The following is a 20,196-nucleotide window of genomic DNA, read 5'->3' as shown; positions in this document are numbered from 1 at the left end:
AAAAAAGGCGCAGGTCTTATGCGCCTTTTTTGTGAAGTTGGTTATTCACCGAAGTATTGCTTATGTAACTTGTCGTATGTACCGTCTTCTTTTAACTCTTTTAATCCTTCGTTAAAGTCTTTTAAAACTTTAGGCTCATTTTTAGCGATTGCAATTCCGTAATCTTCCCCTGTTAAGCGCTCGCCAACAATTTTCAAGCCTTTTGCAGTCCCTGATTTCATTTTATCCGCCACAAATGGATAATCATTGATCAATGCGTCACTTTGTCCATTTTGAACGTCTAAATAAAGCGTTGGCTCATCTTCTAAAATCTTCACTTTCGCACCGTACTTTTTCGCAAGTTCATTTGCTTTTTCTAAGCCGGAGGTACCGTTTTTCGCGACAATGGTTTTGCCTTTTAAGTCAGATACGTCTTTAATTGAACTACCATCTTTTACAACGAGCACCAATCCACTTTCAAAATAGCTATCGGTGAAGTTTGTAACAGCTTTTCGATCATCACGAATCGTAATGGCTGCAGCCGCGCCATCAATTTGTTTTGTTTTCAGTGAAGGGATAATACCATCAAACTTCATGTCTTTCCATTCGATTGTATAGCCTTCCTTTTTCGCGATGCTTTCGACAACGTCGATGTCAAATCCAGTAAACTTTCCATTTTCTAAATTTCCAAACGCTCCACCATCTGCAGTTGTAGCAAATACTAACTTATGTGTTTTTTGGCCGTCTTGACCAACTTTGATACTATCGGCTTTGCCACAACCTGTTAACGCTAGTGCAAGTACACTACTAAGTGCTACTACTTTCCAAGTGTGTTTCATGGGTTCTCCTCCTCCTAAATTTTCCATTTTGTTCTTAACACATTCTGATTTCGCTATTTTAATACAAAAACCCTTCATTTTCTGAAAAATCTAATAATTTTACTTAGTTTTGACAAAATTCTATTGAAGTTGACTAGAGATTTGTAAAAAAATCACTTAATTTAGCTGAATTTGTCTATGAATATCTAATTTAAAGATTGCTATTTTGAAAGAATGGCAATGCATCTAAAAGAATTTATATGGTTCATTTTAGAGGGAGGGTAGAATTGGAGTCTTCATGCTAAATTTTCAGTTGGTCAATATATTCCACCCTACTGTTCAAATGAATACGTTTTCACAACCCCGGAGGTATTTTATGATGATAGTGGAGGTGTTACAGATGATTGAAACGAAAAAAGTGATTGATACAAATTTAACAGATGCTAAGACAAAGAAGTCATCTAAAAAATTAAGAGATTTTTTAAATTATCTTACGTTTGTAGGACCAGCAACTATTGTTTTTGCAGCGATCGTGTTAACGCCATTTTTAATCGGCTTTTTCTATTCATTTACTCAGTGGGATGGTGTAGCTGATTCTGCTAAGTGGGTCGGACTTGAAAATTATAAATACATTTTTACGAAAGATACGGATTTTATCCATTCGTTTATATTAACTGGTAAATATACATTTTTCGCTGTAATCCTAACCAATGTGATTGGTTTTGGTTTAGCGTTGATCGTAACGCAAAGCTTAAAGACTAGCAATATTTTAAGAACGGTCTTTTTCCTTCCAAATTTAATCGGTGGATTATTATTAGGTTTCATTTGGCAGTTCATCTTTAATAAAGGTTTAATTTCAATTGGACAATTATTGCATTCAGACTTTTTACAAAGAGCACTTTTAGGTGAAGAAAAAGGTGCGTTCTGGGCAATTGTCATCGTAGCAGTTTGGCAAGGTGCAGGTTATATAATGGTTATTTATGTAGCGGCTCTGCAAGGTGTACCTCAGGAATTAATTGAAGCAGCTCAAATTGATGGTGCGAATAAATTCCAAGTGTTACGTAAAATCATTATTCCAATGGTAGCACCAGCTGTAACAGTTTGTTTATTCTTAACAATTTCATGGTCATTTAAAGTGTTTGATACAAACCTTTCATTAACAAATGGTGGACCATTTAAGTCTACTGAGATGTTAGCTTTAAACATTTACACCGAAGCTTTTGTTAATAACCGTTATGGATTAGGTGAAGCAAAAGCGATCGTATTCTTCGTAGTCGTTGCGTTAATTTCAGTAATTCAAGTTTACATTACGAAGAAGAGGGAGGTTGAGGCATAATGCTAAAAGAACGATATACAGGCTTTACTTTTATATTAGAAATAGCGGCAATTATACTTGCTCTCATCTTCTTAGTTCCTTTTTATTATGTGTTAGGTAACTCATTTAAATCATTTGCTGATATTTTACAAAATACATCTTCGCTTCCAAAAAGCTTAGATTTTACAAACTATCAACAAGCAATTGAAGTTATGAATTTCTGGAAAGCGCTAATGAACTCGTTAATCGTGACAATTGTTAGTAATGTTGTAATCGTCTTTTTCTGTTCAATGGCAGCTTATAAATTAGTTCGTTCAAAAAGTAAGATTTCAAATATCATTTTCTTTATCTTTGTAGCAACAATGGTTATCCCGTTCCAATCAATTATGATCCCATTAGTGAAAGTTGGAAGTACGCTTCATTTAATGAATAGCCATTGGGGACTAGTCATAATGTATTTAGGTTTCGGATCAGCATTATCAATCTTCCTATATCATGGATTTATTAAAACAATTCCAATTGAGTTAGAGGAAGCAGCAATTATTGATGGTTGTTCACCGACTATGGTTTTCTGGAAAGTTGTTTTCCCACTATTAAAACCAATTACGGTTACAATTGTTATCTTAAATACTTTATGGATTTGGAATGACTTCTTATTACCATCACTTGTATTAAGAGATATGGAGTTAAGAACAATTCCTCTTGCTACATTCTACTTCTTTGGAGCATATACAAAACAGTGGAACTTAGCGTTATCTGGACTTGTTTTAGGCATAACGCCACTATTAATTTTCTACTTTGCAGCACAGAAACATATTATTAAAGGTATTACGAGCGGTTCAATTAAATAATGTGATTGGGTGGAAGCTATCAATATATTCCACCCATCATGTCAATATAGGCTATCCATAGTTGTTTATTTTTAAAGGTATAATGAAAGCGTATTCAAAATATAGAATATTGAGACGGGGGTTTTTAGGATGAAAAAGATGCTAAAGGTAGCAGCAGCATTAACAACTTCAGTGATGTTATTCTCTGCTTGTTCTGGAGGATCTTCAGACAAAGGTTCAAATGATTCAAAGGATAAAAAAGTAACATTAAACGTATTCCAGTTTAAAGCTGAGATTGCGAAAGATTTAGAACAAATGGCGAAGGATTACCATAAGGAAAATCCAAACGTAACAGTTAAAATTCAAACTGTTGGTGGCGGTGCTGACTACGGTGCTGCATTAAAAGCTCAATTTGCTTCAGGTAACGAGCCTGATATCTTTAACAACGGTGGATTCCAAGAAGCAGTAACTTGGAAAGATAAATTAGAAGATCTTTCTGATCAATCATGGGTAAAAGATTTATATCCAGGAACTGAAAAACCAATGACAATTGACGGCAAACTTTACGGTATGCCAATGAATACTGAAGGTTATGGATTTATTTACAATAAAGATTTATTCGCAAAAGCTGGTATTACTGAAGCACCAAAAACGTTAAGCGAATTAACTGCTGCAGCTGAAAAGCTTCAAAAAGCAGGTATCACACCATTCTCAGTTGGATACGGTGAGTGGTGGATTCTAGGAATTCACTTATTAAATATTCCTTTCGCTCAACAGCAAGATCCAGATAAATTCATGGCTGATGTTAATTCTGGTAAAGTGAAAATTCAAGACAACGAGAAATTCAAACAATTTATGAAACTGTTTGATTTAACAATCAAATACGGAAATAAAAATCCTTTAACAACTGATTACAACACTCAAGTTACAAACTTTGCTCAAGGTAAAACTGCTATGATCCAACAAGGTAACTGGATTCAAGGCATGATTGATGGAATTACTCCAAACATGAACTTAGGTGTGTTACCAATTCCAATCAACGATGACAAAGCAGCTATGGACAAATTACCAATGGGAGTACCAAATAACTGGGTAGTTAACAAAAACTCTAAAAACAAAGAAGAAGCTAAGAAATTCTTAGAGTGGATGGTTACTTCTGATACAGGTAAGAAATACATTGTAGAAAAATTCAAGTTCATTCCTGCTTTAAAAACAATTCAAGGTAAAAACTTAGGACCAATCGCAGACGACTTACAAAAATACTCTGCTGAAGGTAAAACATTATCTTGGAACTGGTTCAAATACCCAGATGGCGCTACAAATGAGTTTGGTGCATCAATGCAAGCTTACGTTGGAAAGCAAAAATCTGCTGACGAAATGTTAAAATCTCTTGAAGATACTTGGATGAAATTAAAAAAATAAGTTCTTAATTTTAGGCTTCCCTGAAATACCCTATAGATTAAGGCAACCCACAAGGAATTAATTCCTTGTGGGTTTTTAATTTTTTATGCCCTGTTAAGGAATAAATTAGTATTTCGAATAAGATCGATCTAAGTACAAAAGTTAATAAATTTTTTAGACTCTTTTTTTCATTAATAGTAGTTTGTACAAGCCCTCCTTCATTTCGAACATATATTTGAAATAAAGGAGTGATTTTAAATGAAAAAGAGAAAATGTAATTGCTCTTGTGGAAATAAGGTGACAAAGGTAGATATACAACGAATGCAAGAAATACTAAATAAACTTAGAAAGCTAGATGAAGACGATATTGAAAATTTAGATCCCACTGATTGTTTTGAGTTTAGAGGTGTATTTTGTTGTCGTGTGGATGGTCGAATAATATGTATTGAATAACCAGTGTATTAATGACTAGCCAAAGACGATGGAAGGAATGTCGATGAACACAAGTCCTTAAATAATCCAAATTGGTAACATATTATTTGCAATAAGAATATCATTTCTTGCACTATCGACGTGATTAAGTTGAACAACAAGAGCAGCCATTCGGTTGCTTTTTTATTTATGTATTTGGCAGGTTAGTCAAAGAAGGAAGCGAATTATCATAAAAGCCTTGGAAAAAAAGTTTATGTTTATCTCCTTTAGTAGACACGCGAAAAAGCCTTCCCATTAAAATGAACCCCTCTTGCACGTATCAAGAATAAGAGCTAACCTCCAGTTTTCTATATTTAAAATTTAAACTTTCTGATAAACTAGATAGTAGAAAGTGCAAACGTTTCCGCAAAGGATGTTATCATGAAAAACAGTATTAGAAGTAAGCTAATAATCTTATTATTAATCGCCACGATTATTCCTTTTGGATTATCAATTATCGCAAATTATTTTTATACAAAGAACACAGTAACAAAGGAATTTGTAAATACAAACCATGATTTATTGAAACGTAGTGGGAATGATTTATTGAATTATTATAATGAGATTTACGGTATTCCATTGTCCATTTATAGTAATAGACCGTTTTTGTCCGTGTTAGAAAATGGTGCTACTGCTTACATCGAACAAAATTCTGCTGAAATTCAACGCAGTTTATTAGGACTTTATTTTTCTAGAAGAGAGTTCGTGCAGTTACATTTGTATTTAACGAAAGGTAAGGATGATTACACCGTCTACAATGCAAAGGTGAGTAGTCGTGGGAAATTGTATAATTTTAATCAAATTCCTGCATATCGTAATTTAAGTTATTCGAGGGACTCGTATTATATTCAACCGACTCATCCGATTCAAAACTATAATAATTTATCCGATTTTCGAATCGAGCCAGTTAAACAGGTTGTATCATTTCATTATTTTTTGAATAATGTTACTTCAGACCAATGGTTAGGTTTCTTATCGATTGATATTGAATTAAGTAGAATTAAAGAGATTTTCGATCGTATTTATAAAAAAGGAGAGGAACATCTTTTCGTTGTTGGTGATGGGAATGTTGTTTTGTATTCTTCTGAAAAAAGACTAATTGGAAAAAAGCTAGAAACAAAATGGTATAAAAAAATAACCTCAGATCGATCGGGTGAAGCAAGTTTTGATTGGAAGGATAAGGACTTTAGTGGTGTTTATGTGTATGACAAAATCACAAGTAATCATCAACAATGGACGGTCATTAAAAGCATTCCTTATAAAAATCTCTATCATAATTCAAATCAGTTATTAAAAATTACAGTTACACTAGGAGCGATTTCAGTCTTATTAGTCATCATTTTAACCATTATCGTATCCTTCAGATTTACACGACCAATACGAATCTTAATTCGAGATATGCAGCGAATTGAGAAGGGAGAACTTGCTGTTTCCTTTGATACGTTAGGAAATGATGAGTTTGGGCAGTTAGGTAAACATTTTACTTCAATGGTCGATACGTTAAACGATTTATATATAAAAGAGTACAAGCTTCAAATAGAGAATAAAACGAATCAATTAAAAGTACTTCAGTCTCAAATAAATCCGCATTTTTTATACAACGCCTTGCAGTCAATTGGAACTCTTTCACTAAAAAATGACGGAATTAAAGTGTATCGATTAATTATGTCACTATCGAAAATCATGAGATATAGCATGAAAAATAATGAGGATTTTGTGACGCTTAAGGATGAATTAAACCATATAAAAGATTATTTATCGCTTCAAAATGAACGATATGATGGCAAATTTGTCTATAACCTGGAAGTGGATGAAGGGTTAAACAAAGTAAAAATGCCAAAAATGATTTTACAGCCAATCGTAGAAAATTTCTTTAAACACGGCTTTGAAAAACAACAAAAGCTTGGTGAATTAAATATTTCGATTCATAGACAACAAGATAATCGTTTAAAAATAGTCATTGCTGATAATGGTGAAGGGGCAACAGAAGAGGAATTAGAAAACATCAATTCGTCGCTATCAGAAGATGGATTAAATACGAACGAGAGTATCGGGTTAAAAAATATTTCTGATCGCCTTCATTTTTATTATGGTAAAAAAGCAGAAGTAAAAATAGAAAGTGTGAAGCATGAAAACTTTGTTGTAACGATAATCTTACCGATTGAAATGACAAGAGGAGAAGTTAATCATGAAGGTTCTACTAATAGATGACGAAAAGCATGTACGAGAAGGTGTAAAACTTCTTGCAGATTGGGATGCAATTGGTGTTACTGAAATATTAGAAGCAGAAAATGGAGCGATTGCCCAAGACATCATTAGAAAGGAAAGACCGACAATTATCTTTACTGATTTAATGATGCCAGAACTAGATGGTAGAGGATTATTAAAGTGGCTTCATTCAGAAAATATTAATTGCAAAGTAATCGTTGTAACGGGATATGATGACTATCATTATATGAGAGAAGCCATTCAGTTCGGTGCGTCTGATTACTTATTGAAACCAATTGATCCGGATATATTGAATGAAACTTTAGTAAAAGTTGTATCAGATTGGAATGAAAAAGAAAAAGAGAGAATTGATGCGTTAAATGATTTTCGTTTGCTGCAGGAAGTTTTACCTGTTTACAGAGATAAACAATTAACAAATGCAATTTACGGGAAAGAATTTAATCAGAATATGCTAAACCAATTAGGATATGAAGAAGGGCAAACTTTACATGTTTCTTTACTAAAATTACGAAATCTAGAGACATTCAAAGATATTTGGCCAGAGGATTTATGCTTTTTTGCCCTATTGAATATTGTAAATGAAGTTCTTCAAAGTCAAAATGGAGGAATTGCATTTCGTAATTTACAAGGCACAAAGGAGATTTGTTTAATATATTGGGGAGAACAAGTCACTGACAGTATCCAACATATTGCTAAAATTTTATCGACAGTTGTGCCTTTTCCGTTTCATTTTGCAATCAGTAGAAAGTTAACAATTGAATCGATCCAGTCTGGGTATGAGGAAGTTGTAAATGTTCTACAGCATGTAAATATTTTAGAAAAGCGAGATGTACCAGTTTATTCTTATGAAGATATAAAGGAGTATCATCCGATTAATCTAGTAGAAATCATCAACTTATTTGAACAAATGGTTGAGAAACAGGATATTTATATTTACGATGAAGTCATTCAACTGTTTAGTAAACGAATCGCACAGAAGAATTATCTTCCTTTTGCACAGTTACTTTCATTACATCAGGAGTTTCTAATTTTCCTTAATCACTGGATAAATAAACTATCGCTTCAAACCATTCAGGAAGTGAATCTAGAATTGTTCTGGAATGCGAGAGGGCATTTTGAAATTGGTGATTATGTAGCAACTCAAAGGGAAAGAGTGCAATCGATCATTCAAGAGAAAAATCAAACGAACCAAGAACTAAATAGTATCGAGGCAATCGCCAATTATATTCAGCTTAACTATGCCGAAGAAATTTCACTCCAGGAGTTTTCAGAGAAATTTTATTTAAGTCGTGAATATATATCCCGTAAGTTTAAACAAATTTACGGTGTGAATATTTCAGATTATATTGTTTCAATTAGGATCGAAAAAGCAAAGGAATTATTGAAGTTCCCCAATTTAAAAATTTATGAAATAGCTGGGAAAATTGGTTATCAGGATGACAAATACTTTCGAAAAGTGTTTAAGAAAATTGTTGGGATGACCCCAAATGAATACCGAAATATGAATGATTAGTAAAAAAGTTGCAGGAAATCCTTGGAAACTGAGGAATAAGTAATTTAGATATTTATTCTTACGTTTCGGGGGATTAAAAAATGGAACAGGCAGTTGAAAGAGTTTTTACAAAAGAAATTTTAACGAATGCAGCAGCACAATTTGGTATTACAGTAGATGAAAAACCAGTCGGAGAATTTGAGAACTATCTATTTAAAGGTAAGCTGGCAGATGGAACGGATCGCATTTTACGATTAACGCATTCATCTCATCGCTCAAAGGAAGAAATTGAGGCAGAGCTTAAATTTTTAAAATATGCTAGAGAAAACGGAGCAAATGCAGCAGGTTCTTTAACTTCATTAAACGGTAATTTAGTAGAAGTCCAACATGCAAGTGATGGCACAAGTTTTTATGCATCAATGTTTGAATGGGCAGACGGGCAATTAGTTGATCGTACAAACCCAGCTGTGTGGAATGATGACTTAATGTACGCATGGGGAAAAACGATCGGAAAGCTCCACGCCTTAACAGTGGATTACCCTGTAACAAACCTTCGTGAGCATTGGGACGAAGAAGCGTATTTAAATGAAATGTTAGCTGATGAAGAACTTGGCATTTTTACGAAGGATTTAATTGAAGAAATCCAAGCTTATGAAAGAAAGAAAGATTCATATGGATTAATTCATAGTGACTTACATCTCCACAATTTCTTCCTAAATGATAAAGGTGAAATAACGGCATTTGATTTCGATGATTTGCAATATAATTATTTCATTTCAGATATCGCAATCGTCTTATATTATACTGCTTGGGGTAGTAAGGCATCATTTGAAGAAAAATCTAAATTCGCAAAAAGACAGTTAGAAATCTTTCGAAAAGGTTATGAAACCGAGTATGTATTAGATGAAGAATGGTATAGCCGAATTCCTTCATTTTTAAAATGTCGTGATCTTACACTTTATCATGTATTGAATATGAAATATGAAGAGAAAACGCAAAGGGTTATTGAACTTTGTGAAGAACTTAAAGAGAGAATTGTTAATAAGAAGACGATAATTGATCTATAAATTAAACAAAAAGCTACGATTCAAACAAGAATCGTAGCTTTTTTTATATTTAAATGGGGGGTAAGTAAGTTTAGTTATGTCTAGCTTCTTCTATCTTATTAATATTGCTTTCATATTGATCATCTTCTAATGGGATATAACCAACTTGCTCAGCTAATATTGGAGCATTTTCATTAGCAAATTTCAAATAGTCTAAAACAACAGGACGTTTAAGTGAGTCTATATTTACATATGTGTAGAGTTCACGAGAAAATGGGTAAGTCCCATTTTTGATTGTCTCTTCAGTTGGTAAAACTGCTTTACCTGTTTTTTGATTAACGATTGGTACGATTTTTAATTTGTCTTTGTTTTCTTCATAGTAAGCATGACCAAAGTATCCAATTGCACCTTTTTCACTAGCAACATCAACTGCAAGATTTTTGTCATCTTCAGACGTTTTTGCATCTTTCCGTTCGCCAGTTTGATTTAAGATGGTTTTATTAAAGTATTCGTAAGTTCCTGACTCAGTACCAGGGCTGAAGAATTTAATTTCTTCCTTTGGCCAAGCTGAGTTTAGTTCGTTCCATGTTTTTATTTTGCTTTTTACTGACCACAACTTTCTTAATTGTTCAACTGTTAATTGATTAACAAAATCATTGTCTTTATTTACTACGACTGATAGACCGTCGTAAGCTAATTTTAATTGAATATAATCAATGTTATTATGTTTAGCGATTGCATCTTCTTTATTTGTTATTGGGCGAGATGCGTCATTTATATCTGTTACGCCATTTGCGAATTTTTTAAAGCCATCAATTGTACCACTATTACCTAATGAAATAGTTACTTCAGGTTGTGCAGATCTATATTGTTTCGTTATTTTTTGCATAATCGGGAAAACGGTAGAAGAACCATCGATTAGTATGCTACCAGTTAATTGTTTTTCTGATGTATTTGAATTAGGATGATAGGCAATCCCACAAGCTGCTAAAGATAACATAGCTGTGATTACGACGACTAATAAAAGTATTTTTCTATGATACATCTACAGTTTCCCCCTTCGTTGTTTTTGCTACATTTCTTACAATATCCCACAAAGATTAACTTGCTTTTAACGCAACGTAAAGAATTTGTAAAGGTATAGTGAAAGTCCCCCTTTTTTGTTAATAACCAATTAAAATGACCGTATAAACAGTAAAAAATGGGAGAGATATACGGTGGAGCAAATTGTCATCATCCAAGATCAAAACGAGATTGAACATGTGCTTCAACAAAGTAAACAATTCGGATTAATTAAAATCAGCACATATCGATATGGAGAGTTTAATGAAGAAACTCATTTAGGTTTCTTAAAAGGTTGCATAGTATTAATGAAAAGCCAAGTTTTGGACGAGTTTATTCCATTAATCATGAGAATAAGACGGATAACAGAAATACCAATCATCTTATTAGTTGAAACTTACGATTCATACGAAGCAGCGATTTGCATTGAAGCGGGAGCGGATCAATATGTTAAATATCCGATTCATCCTAGAGACTTATCCGCAAGAATAAAAGCAGTAATGAGGAGGGCAGGTAACGAAAAAATTGAAGAAGACCGAGAAAAAGTTTTGAATTTTGGCGAGATTTCCTTCTATTTAAATCGAGAAGAGGTTTATAAAAACAAAATGAGGATTGAATTAAATGGAAGAGAATATGCAATTTTACTTTTTTTAATAAAAAAGGCTGGCTTTATTGTAACAAGAGAAGAATTAATGGATGTCATTTCTGTTTATAAAAATAGAAGATTAATTGATATTTATATTCATAGTTTACGACATAAAATTGAGGAACTTCCGAATTATCCTAAATATATTAAAACGATTAAGGGAAAAGGGTATCGGTTTGAAACGCTTGTTAATTGAACACGTGTGTAAAAAAGCTAGGTGCATTCTTTTTTAAGGATGTCATTTAGCTTTTTTATTTTTATATGGCAGAGCTTTGGGGAGAGTAGGGAATTCGTAATATATGTTTTTATTTAAAAGCAGTTTTTTTCTATAATAAGAGACAACTTTTTTTAGTAAAATTAGAAAAAAATTTTTTTATGTATAAACCCAAATAGACCAAAAAACTAAGTTAAAAGCGGGTGGATTTATACGCTTTCGCAACTTAAACAACAAAAATACCTAATTTGTTTATTTACCATATTATGGTAATATTAAGATTTTAATATAACAAAATGATGCATCGTATATAATCTTTTTTAATTTTTTTGTCTCAATTTGAGGAATATAGTCGAAGGAGTAGGACTTTTGTTGTTTTTTGTAAATTTGAAAAAAAGAGGGTATATAAGTAATTAGACATAGCATTAACGTTCGAAAAATTGGCAAATGAAAAAGCTATGTGAATCCAAATAAGGATGTACACTTAGCTTTTTATTTTATAAGTTCAGTAAACCAAAGTTATAAAATCAACTCAGCGTGATGTAACATAAACGTATAATCTGTGTCGTAAAGGTGCTCTAAATCAGGAAAAATAAGTCCTCAGTTGAAAATCTTTTTATTAATTCCAAAAGTTGAATCATGTTTTTACGCTCTTCTCGACTAATTATTAACAATACTCCTTTTGATTTAAATGACTGACTAATTTGTTTTTATCTGTTTTAATACAGTGCATTTATATGCTAATTATCGTATAACAAAAAAGTTGAAATATGCTAGAGATTTTTACTGAAAAAGTAAAAAAGATAATTTAATCATTTCATTAATTATTATTCAAATTATAACGTATTAATTATTCTAGAAAAATATCTATTGTTACAATTTTCATTAATGAATGTAACAAAAATGATAGACCGGTTTACAAGGGTTTCCATAAATTAGTAAAAAAATCGACAAAAAGTTTTGTTTTATGGTAAATTTAACTAAAACTTTCTATTTATAGGTTAATTTTTACTTAACTTTTTGTTAAGTAATTGTTATACTTGGCATTGTTGAATCTGAGGGTATATTTTAATAGAATAATAAACGGATTACAGGAGTCATTAGCTATTTATTTATAACCCCAATTTATCAATCTTCAACTCAATTATTAGTTAACCAAAAAGAAACAAAAAGATTCTTTCATTTGTCAGAATAATCAAATGCATACAAATATTCAATTGATCAACATACAATGTCGTTATTAGGAGTCCATCTATTTTCGACGAAGTTATTAATCAATTAAATTTAAATTGTACAAAAGCATGAACAATATGATGAGATTCTGTTTGATGCTCCTTAATACCTTTGACAACTAGCGTCTAAGCAGATCATTACAAGTCATCACACACTTGTGAAATGATTTGTATATCAGTACGGGTTCGATGCTCTAAATCATATTTATTTTAAAAGAAAATAGAGTTTCTTCTTGTTCATTTACTCACATGAATATAGAAGTGGAAACTTTATTAATTTGGGGAAAGAAAGCAATGAAGGGAATTTGTAAATGAAAAAAGTAAGAAAAGCGATTATACCAGCAGCGGGTTTAGGGACACGCTTTTTACCTGCAACAAAAGCAATGCCGAAAGAAATGCTACCAATCGTAGACAAACCAACAATTCAATACATTGTTGAAGAAGCAATTGCATCAGGAATTGAAGATATCATTATCGTAACAGGTAAAGGAAAACGCGCAATTGAAGATCATTTTGATTATTCATTTGAGCTAGAACAAAATTTATTAGAAAAAGAAAAATATGCGTTATTAGAACAAGTTAAAGCTCCATCTAATATCGACATTCATTACATAAGACAAAAAGAACCTAAAGGATTAGGTCATGCTGTATGGTGTGCGCGTAATTTTATCGGCAACGAACCATTTGCAGTATTACTAGGTGATGACATTGTTGAAGCACAAACACCAGGTTTAAAGCAGCTAATGGACCAATATGATAATACATATTCTTCAGTAATTGGTGTTCAAACAGTACCAGAAGAAGAAACACATCGATATGGCATTGTTGAACCAATTGTGCAAGAGGGTAGAAGATACGAAGTAAAAAACTTTGTCGAAAAGCCAGCACCAGGTACAGCACCTTCTAATTTAGCAATCATGGGTCGTTATGTATTTACACCTGAAATTTTTATGTATTTAGAAGAACAAAATATCGGTGCAGGTGGCGAAATTCAATTAACAGACGCAATTCAAAAATTAAATTCAATTCAACGTGTGTTTGCATATGATTTTGAAGGGAAACGCCATGATGTTGGAGAGAAATTAGGGTTTATTAAAACGACAATTGATTTTGCATTAAAGAATGAAGAACTTAGAGAAGATTTATTGAAGTATTTACACGATATGTTAACAGTAAATATTAAATAAGGATGGAAGATTAGTTTGAAAGCAATGAGATTTGAACAATCAGAATATGCTTCTAAAGCCACTCTTATCGAAAGAAACAATTGAAAAAAGAAGGATCTATTTATTTACTAAGCGCTTAGTGGATTTATCTGGCGCTTTTTTGGGTCTTATACTACTATTACCAGTTCATATTATTATTGATATTATTTTAAAGTTAGAAGATCCTAAAGGTCCAATTTTCTTTTTTTAAACTCCGGTAAAAATGGAAAAGAGTTTATTCTGAATAGGATGGGAGATTTTTGACGTGACAAATTAATCTGCCCACCCATAAATAGTTAAAACATTGTATTTTTTTATTTACCCTAAAATAGGGAGTTGACTAACAAGAGGGATGAACAAAATGAAAAGACAATTTAACACTGAAAGCAATTTGGAACCATTACCAAGAGTGCATGAAAAACCATCCACTGCAAAATTGACATTGAATCGAATCTATATTTTGTTTACGATTGGATTTTGGCTACTTTATGTAGCATCCACAATTTTTGATCAACTGCATAATGGGAATGGTAGTTTTAAACAAGTCGTTGAAGCGGGATTATATATTTTGATTGTTACGACACTATGTTTTTCCGCATTGATGTATCTTTATTCTAGACAAGGGGCATTGATCCGATTTAAAGAGCATACTCGGGTCCCACGGGAAACCTTATCTGCTTATTTTTCTGAGAATCAACCAGGAATTACTGTTTTGGTTCCTTCGTATGATGAAGAGATTGACGTTATTCGCAAAACATTACTATCAGCTGTTTTACAAGAATATCCGGAAATTAATGTACAACTTTTGATTGATGATAAGCCGAATCCAACAGATCCGCAAAAAAGGGAAAAATTGCAAGCAACTATGAATCTTGCAAAAGAAATAACAGAGCTTTTGGAAGTCCCTTATACAAAACTAGCAAAAGCTCGTGACGATTTTGAAAATACATATAACAAAACAGGAGAAATCACTTCTTCTACTTTAAATGATTTAATAAAGCAATATAAATATGCTGCCAAATGGATTAATAAATTTGCTGATGAAGAACCTTCGGAGACTCATGTAGATGATTTCTTTAATAATCAAGTTTTAAGAGCTTTAGCTGATGAATTAGATGTAACAGCAGTAGCATTAGAGAAATCTACAAAAGAAAATTATTACATGAGCTATGAACGGATCTATCAGTTTTATTCTCGATTAGTATGGATTTTTACCGGAAAAGTAGGGTATTTCCAACGAAAACAGTTTGTTTCTTTATCTGATGAAGCCAATAAAGCTATGAATCTTAACTCTTATATTGATTTAATGGGAGGGAGCTACAAGATTCTCCAAACACCAGCTGGTAAAGTATTGCAGAGAGTATCTTCAGAGGCAGAAGCAGATTTAGTAATTCCAGATACTGAATTTTTACTAACGCTTGATGCCGATTCTATTCTGCTAAGAGAGTATTGTTTACGTCTGGTCTATCTATTGAATCAAGAAGGAAATGAAAATGTAGCTGTAACACAAACTCCTTATTCTTCTTTCCGTGGATGTCCAACTCGAATTGAACGAATTGCTGGTGCTACAACAGATATTCAACATACCTTACACCAAGGAACAACGTATTATGGCGCGACTTTTTGGGTAGGGGCGAACGCGGTTATTCGTAAACGTGCAATCGAGGAAATTGCTGAAACAGAATATGTAAATGGATTTAAAATTCGCCGTTTTATCCAAGACCGTACAGTAATTGAGGATACGGAGTCTAGTATTGATTTAGAAAAAAATGGTTGGACTTTGGCGAATTATCCGGAGCGTATGAGTTACTCAGCAACTCCACCAGATTTCGGTTCTTTAGTTATCCAACGTCGTCGTTGGGCAAATGGTGGATTAATCATTATGTCGAAACTATTTGCTACTATTCGCCAACGCCGTCAAGAAGGGAATCCAATCAAGTTAATGGAAATCTTGTTGCGAGTCAATTACATGGCATCTATTGCTTGGGCTAGTTTTGGCTTAATCTTCCTGTTAGCTTATCCCTTTGACGATCGTTTATTGAGTATTTTTATTGTTGGAGCAGCTGTCCCTTACTTTACTGCTATGGCGAGTGATTTAAAATACAATCGTTATAAACGAATGGACATCTTCCGAATTTATGGTCTGAATTTAATCTTGTTGGCTGTTAATTTGGCTGGAGTACTAAAGTCAATCCAACAGTTATTAACAAGTGAAAAAATTCCTTTTGCACGAACACCGAAGGTTAATGACCGGACTGGCACGCCAACACTTTATATCTTAGCGCCAATCATTATTATTGCTTATTCTATTTTTATTTGCTATCGCTCTTTCATGCTCGGAAATTGGCCAAATGCTTTATTTTCCTTTTTTAATGCCTTTACTTGTGGGTGGGCTGCATTAATATTTATCGGACCTGTCAATATGCTTGTGGATTTAGTTCATAACTTTAAAGAATGGATATTCGTAGAAGTAAAACCTAAGCAAACTGAAAAAGTTGAACAAAATCAATCAGAAATCAATTGGCAATCGGTTTTATACTATGGTGATGATAAAGGTCGAACAGAAGTCCCATTAAGTATTTCACTTGGCAAAATGGAAAATACAGAGACAACTGAAGTTGAAGATAAACTTAATTTCAGCAATAAAAAAATAGGATGATTAAAGATTATGCAAAATAAAAAGAAATTGTCTATACCGCGTTTAATGTTGGTATGTTTAGTTGTGGTAGCTGTAGGAGCAAGTTATTTTTATCGAGATAATATAGTCGTAGTTAGTAAAATAGAAAAAACAAAAAAAACAGAAAAAACAGCAGTAGAATCGAGCCCTTGGTTTGCCGCTTATGTCGATGCTACACTGACACCGCAATATGAATTTGAAAAAGTCGATGGTAATGTTGTGCTTGGTTTCATAGTAGGTGAGAATAAAAATAGTGCTGTTCCTAGTTGGGGAGGCGCCTATTCGTTGGATCAGGCATCTGAGGATTTAGATATGGACCGTAGAATTGCTCGCCTACGACAAAAAGGTGGGGAAGTCATTGTTTCATTTGGTGGCTTATCCAATTCGGAATTAGGAATTACAACAACAGATGTTGGAAAAATGAAAAATGCATATGCAAAAGTAGTAAAGCGTTATGATCTGAATACGATTGATGTGGATTTAGAGCAAGAAGGATTGACAAATAAGCATGCCGCTAAACTTCGTGGGGAAGCTTTGGCAAAATTGCAGCAAGAACGAAAGAAAGATAAAAAAGACTTAGCTATTTGGGTAACATTACCAGTAACCCCGCAAGGTTTGACTGAGGATGGTACGGATGCTGTAACAGCATTATTGAAAGCTGGAGTAGACTTAGCTGGCGTCAATATTATGACAATGAATTATGGAGAAAGTCGTAATTCAGCACTTTCTATGGCAGACAATTCGATTAATGCCTTGAAAAAAACTCATCGCCAACTAAGGATTATTTATCAAAAACAAGGGGTTAACTTGAGTGATAAAGCGTTATGGAGAAAACTAGGCGCAACACCAATGATTGGCCAAAATGATATCCAAGGTGAAGTTTTTAGTTTAGAAGATGCTGCTAAGCTGAATAAATTTGCCGTAGATAATGGTTTAGGACGATTGTCTATGTGGTCAGCAAACCGTGACAGGAAGTCAAGTGAGAATAGTGTTGGAATTCAAAGTGTTTCTAACTTTTACAGTGGTGTTAGACAAAGCAATCAAGAGTTTGCAACGATCTTGAAAGAGAATATGAATGGTAGTGTTTCTGGTGATGCAAAACGGACAACCAAGTCAGATGTAACGAACGTAGATTTGAATAAGCCGGATGATCCGAAAACTTCCCCATATGAGATATGGAGTGAATCGACAACCTATTTAAAAGGTACTCGTGTTGTCTGGAGACACAATGTATATAGAGCAAAATGGTGGACAAAAGGAGATGCTCCTGATGCACCTATCTTGGATGAAAATACAATTCCTTGGGAACTTGTTGGTCCGGTATTGCCTGGAGAAAAACCATTGCCAATAGTTAGCTTGCCGAAAGGAACCTATCAGCAATGGGAAGAAGGACAAGTCTATAATGGTGGTGATCGGGTAATGTTTAATGGCATCCCGTATGAGGCAAAATGGTGGAACAAAGATGAAAATCCTGAAAAACCCCTGGCTAATGATGATGCGGAACCATGGAAACAGTTGACTCAAGATGAAATTAAGAAAGTGTTGAAGGAAATTAACAAATAATGACGGTGAGGCTTATGATTGATACGTGCCTAATTTTTGCCTAACTAAAATGAAAAACAATGAAACAATAAGAAAGTCCATATACCAGAAATGCCGATTAACCGGTATATGAATCTATTTAAAAGCTTTCCACATTTGAAGTGCACCCCAAATGTTAGACACGACTAACATTTGGAGGTGCATTTTTTATGACAAAATTTACTATTGATCATAAATTAGCGGTAGTTAAAGGATATTTAGAAGGTAAGGAAAGTTTTCATTCTATTGGTAAGTTATTTGGAACGTCCCATAGGCATGAGTTTTCGTTACAAAAACTTCTACTGCTCGCCAGTATTCCGGGTAGTACGTACTATTATTGGATGAAAAATCTAGAGCGTCCTGATCCAGACACAGAGATAAAGTAATGATAAAAGAAATTTACGAGGAACATGAAGGTCGTTATGGCTATCGTAAAATTCGAGACGAGCTTACTAATCGTGGTTATAAAATAAATCATAAAAAAGTTCAACGACTCATGAAAGTACTAGGGATAAAATCACTTGTAAAAGTAAAGAAATATCGCTCTTACAAAGGTGAAGTGGGTAAGGTTGCCCCGAATATTTTAGATAGAAATTTCCAAGCAGATAAACCAAATGAGAAATGGGTTACAGATATTACTGAATTTAAATTATTTGGAGAGGAGCTATATTTTTCATCTATGTTGGACTTATATAACGGTGAAATAATCGCTTATACAATTGGTTCACGTCTAACTTATTCACTTGTATCAACTGTGTTAGAGCAGCCTTTTGAACGTTTAACAGATTCCGATATACTACTAATTCATTCAGATCAAGGCTGGCACTATCAAATGAAAAAATATCGTACTACCCTAATTAAACATGGCATCACGCAGAGTATCACGAAAAGGAAACTGTTACGATAACGCAGTAATAGAAAGTTTCTTTAGTATCATGAAATCTGAACTACTTTATCTAAAAGAATTTAACAGTGTCGAACACTTTAAACAAGCACTAGCTAAATATATAGATTACTACAATAACAAACGAATTAAGGCAAAATTAAAAGGCATGAGCCCAGAATAATACCGAGTTCATGCCCAACAAGCTGCCTAATTGAAGTAACCAGTCTAACTTTATGGGGTCACTACAATTCAAATATAAAAATAGAAGATTAATCGATATTTATATTCATAGTTTACAATATAAAATAGAGGAACTGCCAAATTATCCTAAATATATTAAACGATAAAGGAAAAATGCTATCGGTTTGAAACGCTAGTTAATTGAATAAAGTGTAATTAAAAAGCTAGATGAATTCTTTTAAAGGATGCATTTTAGCTTTTTTATTTTTATAAGGCAAAGGTTTGGATAGAGAAATACACTTTTGTTGTTTTTAATTAAAAAATAGACAAATTTTTTTATTAAAAATTAAATAAAAAAAATTTTTTTTGTACAAACCCTATTAGACAAAATGGCTAGAAAAAAAGTACAAATTGTATACAATTTTTATCACTAAACAACAAAAAAGGTTAATCTGTATATTTACCATATATTGGAAAAATTAAAATTTCGATATAACAAAAAGATGCATAGTAAATACTCTTTTAAAATTGTTGTATCTCAAGTTGAGGGGAATAGTCAGAGAAGTAGGAATTTTGTTGTCTTTTGTTTTAACAAAAAAGAGGAAATATAAGTAATTGGATACAGCATTAACGATAGAAAAATTGGCAAATGAAAAAGCTAGGTGAATCCAAATTAGGATGTTCACCTAGCTTTTTATTTTATAAGTGCAGTAAACCAAAGTTGTAAGATCTTACTCAGCGTGATGTAACATATACGTATAAGCTGTGTCGTAAAGGTGCTCTAAATCAGCATCCGTCATGAAAACTAAGTCCTCAGTTGAAAATCCTTTTGTTAATTCCAAAAATTGAACCATGTTTTTACGCTCTTCTCTACTCATCATTAACAACACTCCCTTTGATTTAAATTAATGATTAATTTGTTTTAACTCTGT

At 33.0% G+C, this 20,196-nt stretch carries 14 protein-coding genes and 1 pseudogene; 12 read left to right on the top strand and 3 right to left on the bottom strand.

Annotated elements, in window-relative coordinates; genetic code table 11:
- Positions 1 to 41: 41 nt before the first annotated feature.
- Positions 42 to 818 carry a transporter substrate-binding domain-containing protein gene (locus tag COE53_RS13755; protein ID WP_069032762.1) on the bottom strand — a complete coding sequence of 259 codons (777 nt, stop codon included), beginning with the start codon at positions 816 to 818 and terminating at the stop codon, positions 42 to 44.
- Positions 819 to 1,197: 379 nt separating this feature from the next.
- Between COE53_RS13755 and COE53_RS13750 the strand changes: the two genes are divergently transcribed.
- From COE53_RS13750 to COE53_RS13720, 7 genes are all read left to right on the top strand, one after another.
- A complete protein-coding gene (locus COE53_RS13750) occupies positions 1,198 to 2,133 on the top strand; it encodes a carbohydrate ABC transporter permease (protein WP_069032763.1) in 936 nt (311 codons plus the stop codon).
- Positions 2,133 to 2,963 carry a carbohydrate ABC transporter permease gene (locus COE53_RS13745; RefSeq protein WP_069032764.1) on the top strand — a complete coding sequence of 277 codons (831 nt, stop codon included), beginning with the start codon at positions 2,133 to 2,135 and terminating at the stop codon, positions 2,961 to 2,963. Before COE53_RS13750 ends, COE53_RS13745 begins: the two co-directional genes overlap by 1 nt.
- A 129-nt stretch (positions 2,964 to 3,092) precedes the next feature.
- Positions 3,093 to 4,364 carry an ABC transporter substrate-binding protein gene (locus COE53_RS13740; RefSeq protein WP_069032765.1) on the top strand — a complete coding sequence of 424 codons (1,272 nt, stop codon included), beginning with the start codon at positions 3,093 to 3,095 and terminating at the stop codon, positions 4,362 to 4,364.
- Between the two features lie 237 nt (positions 4,365 to 4,601).
- Positions 4,602 to 4,796 (top strand): hypothetical protein, encoded by a 195-nt coding sequence (locus tag COE53_RS13735; RefSeq protein WP_069032766.1) that lies wholly within the window; start codon positions 4,602 to 4,604, stop codon positions 4,794 to 4,796.
- Between the two features lie 399 nt (positions 4,797 to 5,195).
- Entirely contained in the window at positions 5,196 to 7,025 is a 1,830-nt protein-coding gene (locus COE53_RS13730) for a sensor histidine kinase (protein ID WP_069032767.1), read from the top strand.
- On the top strand, positions 7,003 to 8,556 hold the full coding sequence (locus COE53_RS13725; protein ID WP_098948280.1) for a response regulator transcription factor: 1,554 nt from the start codon (positions 7,003 to 7,005) through the stop codon (positions 8,554 to 8,556). The genes COE53_RS13730 and COE53_RS13725 overlap by 23 nt, the downstream gene beginning before the upstream one ends.
- 80 nt (positions 8,557 to 8,636) lie before the next feature.
- The gene (locus COE53_RS13720) at positions 8,637 to 9,602 is read left to right on the top strand and encodes a phosphotransferase enzyme family protein (protein ID WP_098948279.1); all 966 of its coding nucleotides are present in this window, start codon (positions 8,637 to 8,639) and stop codon (positions 9,600 to 9,602) included.
- A 70-nt stretch (positions 9,603 to 9,672) separates the two neighbouring features.
- On the opposite strand, the gene COE53_RS13715 is transcribed toward COE53_RS13720, so the two are convergent.
- Positions 9,673 to 10,626, bottom strand: a complete 954-nt coding sequence (locus COE53_RS13715; protein WP_098948278.1) for a PstS family phosphate ABC transporter substrate-binding protein — start codon at positions 10,624 to 10,626, stop codon at positions 9,673 to 9,675.
- A gap of 172 nt (positions 10,627 to 10,798) precedes the next feature.
- Here COE53_RS13715 and COE53_RS13710 point away from each other — a divergent pair, with 172 nt between their 5' ends.
- The 5 genes and pseudogenes from COE53_RS13710 to COE53_RS13685 form a co-directional block, all read left to right on the top strand.
- A complete protein-coding gene (locus COE53_RS13710; RefSeq protein ID WP_069032771.1) occupies positions 10,799 to 11,485 on the top strand; it encodes a winged helix-turn-helix domain-containing protein in 687 nt (228 codons plus the stop codon).
- 1,561 nt (positions 11,486 to 13,046) lie between these two features.
- Positions 13,047 to 13,922, top strand: a complete 876-nt coding sequence (galU, locus tag COE53_RS13705) for a UTP--glucose-1-phosphate uridylyltransferase GalU (protein ID WP_098948277.1) — start codon at positions 13,047 to 13,049, stop codon at positions 13,920 to 13,922.
- A 379-nt stretch (positions 13,923 to 14,301) separates the two neighbouring features.
- Positions 14,302 to 16,599 carry a glycosyltransferase family 2 protein gene (locus COE53_RS13695; protein ID WP_091022946.1) on the top strand — a complete coding sequence of 766 codons (2,298 nt, stop codon included), beginning with the start codon at positions 14,302 to 14,304 and terminating at the stop codon, positions 16,597 to 16,599.
- A gap of 63 nt (positions 16,600 to 16,662) precedes the next feature.
- The gene (locus tag COE53_RS13690) at positions 16,663 to 18,180 is read left to right on the top strand and encodes a chitinase (protein WP_286162575.1); all 1,518 of its coding nucleotides are present in this window, start codon (positions 16,663 to 16,665) and stop codon (positions 18,178 to 18,180) included.
- Between the two features lie 290 nt (positions 18,181 to 18,470).
- Positions 18,471 to 19,265: pseudogene (locus COE53_RS13685) on the top strand (IS3 family transposase); the annotation flags it as partial.
- A 730-nt stretch (positions 19,266 to 19,995) separates the two neighbouring features.
- Here the strand turns inward: COE53_RS13685 and COE53_RS13680 are convergent.
- Positions 19,996 to 20,145 carry a BH0509 family protein gene (locus COE53_RS13680; protein ID WP_175403455.1) on the bottom strand — a complete coding sequence of 50 codons (150 nt, stop codon included), beginning with the start codon at positions 20,143 to 20,145 and terminating at the stop codon, positions 19,996 to 19,998.
- Positions 20,146 to 20,196: the final 51 nt, after the last annotated feature.

Origin of the sequence: Bacillus sp. AFS029533, from assembly GCF_002585125.1 — a bacterium.
GTDB lineage: Bacteria > Bacillota > Bacilli > Bacillales > Bacillaceae_G > Gottfriedia > Gottfriedia luciferensis_B.
Note: the sequence above shows the minus strand (reverse complement) of the source record. Positions and strands in the feature narration are given on the sequence as shown.

Bases quoted from the DNA above. Each gene is read 5' to 3' on its own strand.
- COE53_RS13745 (WP_069032764.1), top strand. From the start codon at position 2,133: ATGCTAAAAGAACGATATACAGGCTTTACTTTTATATTAGAAATAGCG.
- COE53_RS13725 (WP_098948280.1), top strand. From the start codon at position 7,003: ATGAAGGTTCTACTAATAGATGACGAAAAGCATGTACGAGAAGGTGTA.
- COE53_RS13730 (WP_069032767.1), top strand. From the start codon at position 5,196: ATGAAAAACAGTATTAGAAGTAAGCTAATAATCTTATTATTAATCGCC.
- galU (WP_098948277.1), top strand. From the start codon at position 13,047: ATGAAAAAAGTAAGAAAAGCGATTATACCAGCAGCGGGTTTAGGGACA.
- COE53_RS13735 (WP_069032766.1), top strand. From the start codon at position 4,602: ATGAAAAAGAGAAAATGTAATTGCTCTTGTGGAAATAAGGTGACAAAG.
- COE53_RS13720 (WP_098948279.1), top strand. From the start codon at position 8,637: ATGGAACAGGCAGTTGAAAGAGTTTTTACAAAAGAAATTTTAACGAAT.
- COE53_RS13740 (WP_069032765.1), top strand. From the start codon at position 3,093: ATGAAAAAGATGCTAAAGGTAGCAGCAGCATTAACAACTTCAGTGATG.
- COE53_RS13750 (WP_069032763.1), top strand. From the start codon at position 1,198: ATGATTGAAACGAAAAAAGTGATTGATACAAATTTAACAGATGCTAAG.
- COE53_RS13715 (WP_098948278.1), bottom strand. From the start codon at position 10,626: ATGTATCATAGAAAAATACTTTTATTAGTCGTCGTAATCACAGCTATG.
- COE53_RS13695 (WP_091022946.1), top strand. From the start codon at position 14,302: ATGAAAAGACAATTTAACACTGAAAGCAATTTGGAACCATTACCAAGA.
- COE53_RS13680 (WP_175403455.1), bottom strand. From the start codon at position 20,145: ATGATGAGTAGAGAAGAGCGTAAAAACATGGTTCAATTTTTGGAATTA.
- COE53_RS13755 (WP_069032762.1), bottom strand. From the start codon at position 818: ATGAAACACACTTGGAAAGTAGTAGCACTTAGTAGTGTACTTGCACTA.